This window comes from Sphingobacteriaceae bacterium GW460-11-11-14-LB5, assembly GCA_002151545.1.
Taxonomy (GTDB): domain Bacteria; phylum Bacteroidota; class Bacteroidia; order Sphingobacteriales; family Sphingobacteriaceae; genus Pedobacter.
Genome location: CP021237.1, coordinates 1,605,330 through 1,617,931, shown reverse-complemented (window position 1 = coordinate 1,617,931; position 12,602 = coordinate 1,605,330). Strand labels below are relative to the sequence as shown.

At 43.4% G+C, this 12,602-nt stretch carries 3 protein-coding genes and 10 pseudogenes; all 13 read right to left on the bottom strand.

All coding sequences use genetic code 11. The features are described 5' to 3' along the window. Positions 1-2 precede the first annotated feature (2 nt). The gene (locus CA265_06545) at positions 3-1,322 is read right to left on the bottom strand and encodes a DNA polymerase IV (protein ID ARS39328.1); all 1,320 of its coding nucleotides are present in this window, start codon (positions 1,320-1,322) and stop codon (positions 3-5) included. Between the two features lie 418 nt (positions 1,323-1,740). After that, a complete protein-coding gene (locus tag CA265_06540) occupies positions 1,741-3,702 on the bottom strand; it encodes a flagellar motor protein MotB (protein ARS39327.1) in 1,962 nt (653 codons plus the stop codon). A gap of 44 nt (positions 3,703-3,746) precedes the next feature. After that, complete coding sequence (locus CA265_06535; GenBank protein ARS39326.1) at positions 3,747-4,718, bottom strand: hypothetical protein; 972 nt, start codon at positions 4,716-4,718, stop codon at positions 3,747-3,749. Positions 4,719-5,066: 348 nt separating this feature from the next. Then, a pseudogene (locus CA265_06530) lies at positions 5,067-6,371 on the bottom strand (hypothetical protein). Positions 6,372-6,623: 252 nt separating this feature from the next. Beyond that, a pseudogene (locus CA265_06525) lies at positions 6,624-7,172 on the bottom strand (hypothetical protein). A 3-nt stretch (positions 7,173-7,175) separates the two neighbouring features. After that, positions 7,176-7,742: pseudogene (locus CA265_06520) on the bottom strand (hypothetical protein). A 348-nt stretch (positions 7,743-8,090) separates the two neighbouring features. Next, a pseudogene (locus tag CA265_06515) lies at positions 8,091-8,507 on the bottom strand (hypothetical protein). 246 nt (positions 8,508-8,753) lie between these two features. Then, positions 8,754-9,203 (bottom strand): annotated as a pseudogene (locus CA265_06510) (hypothetical protein). Between the two features lie 228 nt (positions 9,204-9,431). After that, a pseudogene (locus tag CA265_06505) lies at positions 9,432-9,782 on the bottom strand (hypothetical protein). A 330-nt stretch (positions 9,783-10,112) separates the two neighbouring features. Beyond that, positions 10,113-10,535, bottom strand: a pseudogene (locus tag CA265_06500) (hypothetical protein). A gap of 240 nt (positions 10,536-10,775) precedes the next feature. Next, positions 10,776-11,177 (bottom strand): annotated as a pseudogene (locus CA265_06495) (hypothetical protein). Between the two features lie 270 nt (positions 11,178-11,447). Continuing rightward, a pseudogene (locus CA265_06490) lies at positions 11,448-11,840 on the bottom strand (hypothetical protein). 282 nt (positions 11,841-12,122) lie between these two features. After that, positions 12,123-12,581 (bottom strand): annotated as a pseudogene (locus CA265_06485) (hypothetical protein). Positions 12,582-12,602: the final 21 nt, after the last annotated feature.

Below are 12,602 nucleotides of genomic sequence, written 5' to 3'. Positions count from 1 at the left end.
CGCTAATCATAAGATTTAGTCCCTATTGTTCCTTTTTCACTCATAAAACTTCTGATTTTTGAGCGCTTCTTTACTTCTGGTTGCTCTTCTGTTTCTTCATCCTGATTTTTGATCAGTATTTTCTTTTTGCGGGGATTGTATTTGATTACTTTTCCTGTTTCATCGCGGGGCGGTTGCGTAACAATACAGGCTTTTACCACCGCTTCGGCACCATAATGATTACGTACTTTATCCATGGCCTGGTAAAGACTATACTCTTCCTCGGCAACATTATATAAGCCAATTTGCTCATAACCACTTACCAAATGCGAAAGTTTTACGCCTACCAGCCGAAGCAGCATCCGTTTGGCATATACTTTCTCGAAGAGGCTGTGTGCCTTACTGATCAGAAATGAATCGAGCGAGGTATAAGGAATGCGTTCTTGCTGGGTAACGGTTTCGAAATTGGTATAACGTACAGTTACAGTAATACAAGCGGTTAGTTTTTTCTGGTTCCGCAGCTGGAAGGTTAAGCCGGTAACCATCCCTGTGATAATGGCTTTTAGTTTGGCCATATCCATGGTATCACTTTCGAAAGTGGCCTGTGTACCGATTGATTTTCTTTCGCGGTAAGGCACCACGGGTGAAAGATCGATCCCATTTGCTTTTTGCCATAAACTCAGGCCATGCTGCCCCAGTATTTTAAACATGAGCTGTTGCGGGATCTGCGTAAGCGTAAGGATTTCGCGAACACCCATTTCGCTCAGTTTTTTATAGGTAGCATGACCAATACCCGGAATTTTGTGGATAGCCAAAGGATCGAGAAAGGGCCGCAACTGGGGGAAGGTAACCTGCATCTCACCACTTGGTTTAGATTCGTTCGTGGCTATTTTGGCGACGGTTTTATTGATCGATAAACCAAAGGAAATTGGCAAACCCATTTCCCTGATAATGGTCTGCCTGAGTTCTGATGCAAATTTCATACAGCCAAAAAAGCGGTCCATACCCGTCATATCGATATAATGTTCGTCGATACTGGCTTTTTCGAAAAGGGGGACTTTATCGGCAATAACCTCGGTAATCTCGTGTGAAGCTTTGGAATATTCTTCCATATCGCCTTTTAAAAATATAGCCTGAGGGCACAGCAATTTTGCCGTCCTGCCGGGCATTGCAGAATGGATGCCGTACTGGCGTGCCTCGTAGCTGCAGGAAGCGACCACACCCCTGTCGCCGCCGCCACCGATAATTACAGGTTTGCCCGACAACTTAGGATTTTTTCTGATTTCTACCGACACAAAAAATGCATCCTGATCCATATGAATAATCTGCCTTTCTTTATCCATTCTCGTATTATAGGGATGATTGAGATCAAAAATACTAATATTTTTAGTTTTATAAAAAATTAAGCTGGATTATTTTTAAACAAAATACTAACAATTTTAGCTAAAAGATGACGATTATAATTAAGCTTTTTTTCTGCCACGGAGACACGGAGCTGATCTGATATCTGGTTAATGACTTTATTATTTAAAGGATCTTCTATTATAGTTAGATAAGTCGATATGTATCAATTAATGGATAAACTTTAAGCCATTTTAACCATATAAGTCATGGAAGAAAATATAAGTTATATGCCCTTATATTTCTTATATGGTAAAAAAAAGGCTTGTTGGCCGCCAACCCTGGGAATAAAAAATGCCCCCGATTTTCATCAGAGGCATCTACTAAAAAATTAAAATATATTGTAAATCTTAATTGTGCTTATTGTTTTACGATTTTGAATTCTGTTCTTCTGTTTAACTGATGTGCTTCTTCGCTACATTCTACTCCGTTGCTGCATTTGTTTAACAACTGTGTTTCGCCGTATCCCTGTGCGGTAATGCGGTTTTTATCGATGCCCCTCGAAATGATATATGCTACAGCCGATTCAGCCCTTTTTTGTGATAGGCTTAGGTTGTAAGCATCCTTACCCCTGCTATCGGTATGCGAACCTAATTCGATCCAGATGGTTGGGTTATCAGTCATAATTTTAACGAGTTTATCCAGCTCTACTGCAGCATCCGGGCGGATGTTCCATTTATCGAAATCGTAATAGATATTTTCCAGCTTAATTGCTTTGTTAATTACAACAGCTTCTAAATACAGGTTTTGCGTTAATACGCTGGAAGTTGTTAAGCCAATCGTTGCCAGGTTTTCTACATCAGTCCTGTAGTTTGTTTTCTCTCCCGTAACATTGTATTCAGATTCTTTGGCTAAATTAAATCGATAACCGCCATTCTCATCCGTTTCAGTTTTTAATACAGCACCGTTTACTTTTGCCAAGGTTACCAATGCACCTGCAATTGGCTGGTTGCTGTTTTTATCAAATACCCTGCCTTCTAATTTAAAAGCCAGGATCATTTTCTGATCAATAGCATAAATATCATCGCTACCTAAACCACCTTCACGATTGGAAGAAAGGTAAACGATACCACCTTTTTCGTTTAAACTAAAGCCAAAATCATCCTGGGGAGAATTGAAAGGATAACCCATATTTTCGATCTGGCCAATATTAACCTTTTCTCTTAAAGCCTGATAAACGTCTAATCCGCCCATTCCAACTCTACCATCGCTGGAAAAATAAAAGTTATCCTTTTCATCAAAAACCGGACTGCGTTCGTTGCCTTCGGTATTTACTTCTTTCAGGTTAATGGGCTTGCCCCATGCACCAGCATCTGTTTTTAGGCAAACATAAATATCAGTACCGCCCTGTCCACCTGGCATATTCGATACGAAATAAAGGCTATCTCCATCCGTAGTAATAAAAGGATCGCCAACTGAGTAACTGTTTACATTATTGTAAGCAAATGAAACGGGCTCGCCCCAAACACCATCGGCACCTTTTGTACTGCTAAAAATTTCTACATTAACGGTTGTTGGTTGTTTTTTTAAGCGTTCCAGTTCATCGGTGATGCGGGTGAGCGTAAAATACATGGTTTTTCCATCCGCGGTAAAGCTTGCCGAACCGACGTGGTACCTGGTACCTGTTTTTATAGGAAACAACTGAAGACTATCGTTTGCCGACGGTTTGATGTATAATTTCAGGTATCCGTTACCCGTCCAGCCGTATACTTTTTTATCGGGTTCTTTTGAGCCGTCGAATCTTAAAAACGGTTTGCCTTCGGGCGTGTTTAACTTGCTGTTTGATCTGTCGGAAGTGAATACAACTCCACCCTGGTAATTAACAGCACCCCAATCAGACTGTATACTATTTAAAGCTTGTTGATTGATCAGTTCGATTTTCTTCGGGTTTCTGATCCATTTCAAAGCCGAATCGCAAGAGGCAAGCCAAACAGCCTGCTGCTTTTCTGATACACCTTTCTTTTTATCAATGTAATTGAGGTACTGGGCTTTTGCTTCGCTGTATTTCGAATTGCCCTGTAAAGCTTTGGCATAACCCAAAATATTCTCCGGACTACTGCCCGGCATTTTAGCTGCAATGGCATACCAGCTTTCGGCCTGCTTGTAGTTATAAACAAGTGCATAAGCATTTGCTAAACGCTCTGCAGCATGTAAGGTTTGTTTCTTTTTATAGGCTTGTTCGTATAAATCTATTGCCTTGCTGTAGTTAAACAGCTCATACTGTTTATCGGCATCTTTTAATGCATACTGTGCATTTGCCGAAAAACTGAATGCGAATAAACAATATGCAGAAAGGCAGGTACCTATTAAAATTTTCTTCATTATGTTGTTGGGATAGTTGGTCAAAAATACTGAATATAGTTAGTTTAAAATACCCTTGGGGTTGCCAATCTGATGTTTTGTCTGATAAAAGAATAAGCGATGGAAATCTCATGTGTTCCGCTGCTGTAACCTTGTAACGGGCCGATTGAAAAATCGTAACCATAACCGATCCTGAGTTTTTCTGATGGAAAAATCTGTATCGCTGCTACGGCAGAATTCCTGGGCGTAAGATCACGCTGCAAATAGCTTTTATCATACAGCTTTACACCCGTCCGGTACGAACCGCCTACCCAGATAAAATCTTTGATCATCAAAAATGCATTCACATCTAAACTCGTTGGTCCCCCCCGATCATCTTTTAAAAGAAAAGAAGGTTTAACCTGAAAATCTTCTGAAAGCGGAAACAGTGCGCCCGCGGTCAGGTAATAATGTGGTTTTGGCTGTGGGATAAAGGCATAACGGTCGATATCGATGTAAGTGGCAATCAGGTTATCGGCTGAGAAACCCGCATAAAACCTATCGTTGGCAAAGTAAACCCCTGCCCTTGCATCGGGCACAATGGTACTCTGCATGCCTACTGGCTGGTTTGGTTCCGGATTGTTCGGGTTCAGCAGTGATCCGTCTATACCCAACTGTACCATGCCCACACCCAAGCCCAGCGCCAATCTCGAACTACCATCATCATTCATCCTGATGCGGTAGGCGTAGTTGCCATAAATACTCAGGTTGGTCTGTGCACCCAGCTTATCGCTTGCCACCTGAAGGGCCAAACCTACGTTGCCGCTGTTTGCAATGGCATCTACGGCCAGCGACATGCTTCGAGGTGCTCCGGTAATACCCGTCCACTGGCTACGGTAAAAGCTATGCACATTCAGCACCTCTTTATATCCGGCGTAGGCGGGATTGATATAAATCCCGTTGAACATGTACTGGCTATACTGGGCATCCTGCTGCGCAGATACCGGCCGCGAAAGCAACAAAAACAAACCTGCTATTAACCATATTAATTTCTTCATCTTCTTAATATCTTAAAGTATAGTCTGATTTTAAAACCAGACTATACAAAGCCTCATATCTTATTTTTTAAACGCTCTGATTAATGTAATGTAACCTTTAAACACTTCGTACTGATCGCTTCCTGCTTTTTTAACACGCAGTAAGTAGTAATAAGTGCCTTCATTCAAGCCCTCGCCTGTCCAGTTATTCTGATAGCCTTTGGCACGGAATACCTCGTTACCCCAACGGTTAACAATCTGCAGTTCATTAACCTGATATTGGTTGATGCCCAGGATTTCGAAGGTATCATTTATACCATCACCGTTTGGCGTAAACAGGTTAGGTATGGTGAGCCCGGCGAAGTTAGCCGTTAAAGTTACTGCTGCCACATTGGTGTAATAGCCAAAGGCATCTTTCACTCTGTAGGTAAAAGTATCATCACCGGTGTAACCTGGATCAGGGGTATAGGTAATGGTACCATCAGCGTTCACCGTTACTTTACCATGCTGAGGCTGACCTACAATTTCTACCGTTAATTTATCAAGTGTAGAATTTCCAGGATCGTCATTTGCCAATACATTAATGGTAACCGATTTATTTGCTACCGTACCGCCCACATCATCAACCGCTTTCGGCGATTTAGGGAATGTGATAACGGTTGCGGTATTATTATTTTCGGAAGTTCCCGAAGCATCGGATACATTCACACCACCAAGTGTTTTGGCATTTACCGTAGCGGTATTGGTTACTGTTCCCAGGTCTTTATCGGCCTGTGTTAAAGTATATACTTCCACATTGGTTATAGCGGTTCCAGGGGCTAAACCACCAGGTACTGCAATTACCTTATTGCTTAAGCCAAGTTTTGCATCGGTTAAGGTTATGGTATTTAAAGTATTGGTTCCCGTGTTCTTGATGGTAAAGGTATAGGTTACCTGATTACCACTAAATGCCGCTGTTTTAACCAAAGCGATAGCGCCCATAACCGGAATCTGTGTTACAGTTGGCGTATTGTTATTTTCGGCTGTACCCGAGATATCGGTAACCGAAACATTTGCCGGTGTTTGACCAGTGATGGTTGCACTATTGGTTACGCTTGCGGCATCTTTATCTGCTTGTGTTAACTGATAAACATAACTGTCGGTTACAGTAGCACCCGGAGCAAGCGTACCTGGGATCACCCTGTTCAGTCCAAGTTTAGCATCGACCAGCGTAATAATGTGTAAGGTTACATTTCCGGTGTTTTTAACACTGAAATTATAAGTGATACTATTTCCATCGGCACTTAACGTTCCTGTTTTAACCAGGGTAATGGTAGAAGCCGGAGCAATTAAGGTTACCGTAGCATCATCTGCAGCCAGCGTACCCGGATCATCAGACCGTGGTTTGTTTATAGTACCACCACCAGGCGTTTGTGCAGTTGCTGAAGCCTGATTGCTAAATGAACCTGCATTCACCTCGGTTAAGGTAAGGGTGTGCCTTGCAGTTACCGTAACACTTACACCTGGCGCCAGGCTGGCAATACTAAGCGGAATAATTGATCCCGCATCGGCACCAGCATCTGAAACCGCCACATTGGTTAAGGTTACATTACCCGTGTTGGTTACCACAATGTTGTAATTAATTACATCGCCAACTTTGCTCACCGTATTGGTAGCTGCTTTGGTTAAACTCATTGCCGGAGCTGGTACTAAGGTTACTGTTACCGGAACAGTTACGGTTGTGGTACCACCTTTGCCATCACTTACCGTTATGCTGAAAGTATCATTACCGACATAACCCGGAGTTGGTGTATAAGTATAAGTACCATCGGTATTTACCACTACTGTACCATGTGCCGGCGGGGTGCTTACTGTAAAGGTCAGTGCATCGCCATCTACGTCGCTTGCGGTTATTGTTCCGTTGCTTGCTGTATTTTGCGGTGTAGTAATGGTTGCTGCAGTTGCAACAGGTGTATCATTAACCGGATTTACGGTTACCGATACCGTTACTGTAGTGGTACCACCTTTGCCATCACTAACAGTTACCGTGAATGTATCTGTACCGTTATAGTTTGTGGCTGGCGTATAAGTGTAGGTACCATCAGCATTTACCACTACCGTTCCGTGAGCCGGAGGCGTGCTTACTGTGAAAGTAAGTGGATCGCCATCTGCATCAGTAGCGGTAATTGTTCCGTTAACTGAAGCATCTTCGTTAGTGATAACCGTTGGTGCAGTTGCTACTGGAGCAACATTGGTTGGGTTAACCGTTACGTTGATTGTTACGGTAGTTGTTCCACCTTTTCCATCGCTTACCGTTACGGTAAATACATCGGTACCACTGTAATTATTGGCCGGTGTGTAAGTATATGTTCCATCCGGATTTACCAAGACAGTACCGTGAGCCGGAGGCGTAGTGACGGTGAAGCTTAATGGATCGCCATCTACATCACTGGCCGTGATGGAACCGTTAACTGGCGTATTTTTATTGGTGATGATGGCCGGTGCAGTTGCAACAGGTACATCATTAACCGGATTTACGGTTACCGATACCGTTACTGTAGTGGTACCACCTTTGCCATCACTAACGGTTACCGTGAACGTATCGGTACCGTTATAGTTTGTAGCTGGCGTATAAGTGTAGGTACCATCAGCATTTACCACTACCGTTCCATGAGCCGGAGGCGTGCTTACCGTGAAAGTAAGTGGATCGCCATCTGCATCAGTAGCGGTAATTGTTCCGTTAACTGAAGCATCTTCGTTAGTGATAACCGTTGGTGCAGTTGCTACTGGAGCAACATTGGTTGGGTTAACCGTTACGTTGATTGTTACGGTAGCTGTTCCACCTTTTCCATCGCTTACCGTTACGGTAAATACATCCGTACCACTGTAATTATTGGCTGGTGTATAAGTATATGTTCCATCTGGATTTACCACGACAGTACCGTGTGCAGGAGGTGTAGTGACCGTGAAGCTTAACGGATCGCCATCTACATCACTGGCTGTAATGGTACCGTTAAATGGCGTATTTTTATTGGTGATGATGGCTGGTGCAGTTGCAGCAGGCACATCATTAACCGGATTTACGGTTACAGAAACGGTTACTGTAGTGGTACCACCTTTGCCATCACTAACGGTTACCGTGAATGTATCGGTACCGTTATAATTTGTGGCTGGCGTATAAGTGTAGGTACCATCAGCATTTACCACTACCGTTCCGTGTGCAGGAGGCGTGCTTACCGTGAAAGTAAGTGGATCGCCATCGGCATCAGTAGCGGTAATTGTTCCGTTAACCGGGCTGTCTTCAGGAGTCGTGATGACTGGCGCGGTGGCAACAGGTGCACGGTTATCTCTAATGTTAACGGTAGCAGGTATGGTACTTGCGGTGATTAATGCATTATTGGTTATTGCATTCATCGTTAAGATGACCGTTTCGTTTCCTTCGTTAAGATTATCATCAAGAACCGGAACAGCAACGGTTACTGTTTTTTGTCCGGCAGGTATGGTTACTGTTGTACCAATTGAAGTATAATCTGCACCACTTGTTGCCGTACCCGTTACGGTATAAGCAATCTGGGTATCGGTTGTTGATACATTACTTAAAGTAAAGGTAAACTGACCAGGTGTTGAAGGTTCAGCTCCATCGGCAGTTGCGCTTACGGTAACTGTTGTATTTGATCCGTCGAGAATATTAATTGTTGCCGGAACATTGTTTACCGTTACCGCCGGGTTACCCGAACCGGTTAAGGTAGCGATTATGGTTTCTGCTCCTTCCACAAGCGCATCGCCCAATACCGGAATCGTAATGGTTGCAGTCGTCTGACCAGCAGGAATCGTTACAGTTTTAGTTACAACCGGACTATAGTCACTACCTTCTGTTGCTGTACCACCTAAGGTATAAGTAAGCTGTGTATCCGTAGCAGATGCTTTGCTTAGCGTTATGGTAAAGGTTCCATTTACAGAACCAGTTTCGTTACCGTTTATTCCGGCTGTAATTGTCGCGACAGAAGCATCGTTATCGATAATGGTTGTGCTTGCCGTATTTGTGGCAATAGTTACCAATCCACCAGTTATATTGCTAATGCTTGCGCTAAATGTTTCGTTCGTTTCAACAATATCATCATCGTTAACCGGAACGGTAAACGTTAAGGTAGCACCAGCCGCAGCACCTGCAGGGAAGGTTAATGTTCCGTTTGTGGTGGTGTAGTCTAATCCTGCCTGTGCTGTTCCATTACCAGTAACATAATCAACTGTAAATGAATTTTGAACAGCTGCATTTAAGGTTACGGTAAAGGTAGCTGTACCTGCTGCTTCGTTAACTGTTGGACTTGTAGAAATACTTACCGTTGCATTATTGTTATCGGCAATGTTAATGGTTGCCGCAACATTGCTAACGGTTACCTGTGGATTTCCTGAAGCCGTTAAAGTAGCAATAACATTTTCAGTACCTTCTACAACTGCATCGGTTAATACCGGAATATTAATGGTTCCGGTAGTTTGACCAGCAGGAATGGTAATCGTTTTGGTAATCGCAGTATAATCACTACCCTCGGTTGCTGTACCACCTAAAGTGTAGGTAAGCTGAGTATCGGTAGCCGATGCTTTGCTCAAGGTTACTATGAACGTTCCATTTGCAGGGCCGTTTTCGTTACCGTCAATACCTGCCGTAATGGTAGCCACTGCAGTATCGTTATCGATAATGGTAGCGGTTGCTGTACTTATACCAATGGTTACCACTCCGCCTGATACATTATTAATTGTACCGCTAAACGTTTCATTCAGTTCAACAATATTGTCGTCGTTAACTGGAACGGTAAATGTCAGGCTTGTACCTAACGCAGCACCTGCAGGGAAAGTTAAGGTTCCGCTGGTTGTTGTATAATCGAAACCGGCAGTTGCATTTCCATCGCTTGTGGTGTAACCTACCGTAAACGCATTTTGAACAGCAGCATTTAGTGTTACTGTAAATGTAGCTGTACCTGCTGATTCATTGATAGATGGATCAGTTGAGATGCTCACTGTTGCAGCATTGTTATCAATAATATTAATGCTTGCTGGAACATTACTTACGGTAATTAAAGGGTTACCAGAAGTTAGTAATGTAGCCATCACGTTCTCCGTACCTTCTGCCAATGCATCGCTTAATACCGGAATGGTAATCGTTCCGCTGGTTTGACCTGCAGGGATGGTAATGGTTTTGGTTACAATTGTTGCATAATCACTGCCTTCGGTAGCCGTTCCTGTTAAGGTATAGGTAATCTGGGTATCGGTAGCTGAAGGATTATTCAAGGTAACGGTGAATGTTCCGTTAGCCGGACCATTTTCGTTACCATTTGTACCGGCTGTTATAGAAGCAATTGAAGAACCACTATCGGTAATATTCACGGTTGCTGGCGTTGTGCTTGCAAGGATCGAACCGTTGTTGGTGGTAGCATTCATGGTTAATACAACCGTTTCGGTTCCTTCCACAATATTATCATTTAATACTGGTACCGATACAGTCGCCGTCGTTTGTCCGGCAGGAATGGTTACCGTATTACCAATAGCGGTATAATCGGTTCCACTGATTGCCGTTCCACTTAGCGAATAGGTAATTTTGGTATCCGTTGCTGATACACGGCTTAGCGTAAAGGTAAACTGACCCGGCGTAGCAGGCTCAGCACCATCTGCTGTTGCAGCTACCGTTACTACCCCATCTGTATTATCTAAGATGTTAATCGTTGCTGAGGTGTTGCTTATGGTTACCAATGGATTTCCAGAGGCCGTTAGTGTTGCTAAAACCGTTTCAGTTCCTTCAACAATTGCATCGGCCGATACCGGAATGATAATCGTTCCAGTAGTTTGACCAGCAGGAATGGTGATGGTTTTGGTTACCGTAGCATAATCACTTCCTTCAGTTGCCGTTCCACTTAAAGTATAAGTAATCTGTGTATCAGTAGATGCCGGTTTGCTTAAAGTAACGGTAAATGTTCCGTTTACTGGTCCGTTTTCATTTCCTGTAGTACCTGGCGTAATGCTTGCTACTGACGAATCATTATCGGTAATGGTTACTGTAGCCGAACCGTCTGCAATAGTAACCAATCCACCCGTTACGTTACTGATTATTCCATTGAAAGTTTCACTTGGTTCTACCAGATTATCGTCAATAACCGGTACGGTAAAGGTTAAGCTCGAACCCGCTGCCGAACCTGCAGGGAATGTTAATGTTCCGCTGGTTGCTACATAATCTAAACCAGCGGTGGCCGTTCCGTTCGAAGTATTATAATCAACGCTAAATGCATTCTGTACTGCCCCGCTTAAGGTTACGGTAAAGGTTGCAGTGCCCGAAGCTTCATCTACATTACTTTGGAACAGCGATATACTGGCCGCTACTGAATTGTTATCCAGAATATTAATGCTTGCAGGCGTATTGCTTACGCTTACCAAAGGATTATTGGTACTCGTTAAGGTAATAATTACGGTTTCATTTCCTTCTACAACTAAATCAGTGACCACAGGAACCATTATTGTTCCAACAGTTTGACCTGCCGGTATGGTAATGGTTCTGGTAATCGCAGTATAATCGTTGCCTTCTGTAGCGGTACCGCCAACAGTGAAAGTAATCTGGGTATCGGTAGATGATGGATTGCTTAAAGTTACGGTATATGATCCGTTTACAGGTCCGTTTTCGTTTCCGTTTGTACCGGCACTGATGCTTGCGACCGAAGTATCATTATCCGTAATGGTAACAGTTGCCGATGATGTACCAAGCGTAACCACACCACCCGTAACATTGCTGAGTGTGGCACTTAAGTTTTCTGATGGTTCAACCAGATTATCATCGTTAACCGGAACCGTAAACGTTAAGGTGGCACCCGCTAATGAGTTGGCAGGGAAAGTTAAAGTTCCGCTGGTAGCCGTATAGTCGGCACCTGATATGGCAGTACCGTTGGCTGTAGCATAATTTACGCTGAAGCTATTCTGCACGGCCGTATTTAAGGTTACGGTGAAGGTTGCTGTACCTGCATTTTCGTTAATTACTGGTGTAGCAGATATGCTTACTTTGGCCACATCTTCATCAATGATATTTATTGTTGCAGGTGTATTATTCACTGTAATTACCGGATTGCTCGAAGCTGTTAAGGTTGCAATTACCGTTTCTGTACCTTCCGCCAATACATCTTTCATTACCGGAATAGAGATGCTTCCGGTGGTTTCACCTGCAGGAATGATGATTGTTTTCGTAATGGCACCATAATCGGCGCTTTCTGTTGCTGATCCGGTTAAACCGAAAGTTAAGGTTGTAGGTGTGGCTGACGGATTGCTTAGCGTAACGTTAAACAGCCCGTTTACCAAACCATTTTCATTGGCATTGGTACCAGCAGTGATGGTGGCTACAGCACTATCATTATCAGCAATATTTACTGTCGCCGGACTTGCGCCAATGGCAACGTCTGCCCCTACCACATTACTTAATCCAACAGTAAACGCTTCTGAATTTTCGATCAGGTGATCATCAATTATCGGAATAACGACATCGAATACTGTACCTGCCGGCGAATTTGGCGGGAAGGTTATGGTTCCACTGGTTGCAGTGTAATCTAATCCCGATAAGGCCGTGCCATTCGCTGTTTTATAATCAACAGTAAAGCTATTTTGAACCGCAATATTTAAGGTAACCGATAACGTTACTGTACCAACTGCTTCGCCAATGCTGGCCGCGTTGATCGAGATACTTACGTTGGCGGTATTGGCATCGAGAATATTGATGCTCGAAGGCACAGTATTTACCGAAATGGCAGGGTTATTCGAAGTACCCAAAGTCGCAATAACCGTTTCGGTGCTTTCTGCTACGGCATCAACAATTACAGGAATACTGATTGTTCCGGTAGTCTGCCCTGCAGGGATCGTAATCGTTTTGGTTACGATGGTCGTGTAATCGATGCCCTC

Coding starts and splice junctions, on each gene's coding strand:
- CA265_06545 (ARS39328.1), bottom strand. CDS start 1,322: ATGGATAAAGAAAGGCAGATTATTCATATGGATCAGGATGCATTTTTT.
- CA265_06540 (ARS39327.1), bottom strand. CDS start 3,702: ATGAAGAAAATTTTAATAGGTACCTGCCTTTCTGCATATTGTTTATTC.
- CA265_06535 (ARS39326.1), bottom strand. CDS start 4,718: ATGAAGAAATTAATATGGTTAATAGCAGGTTTGTTTTTGTTGCTTTCG.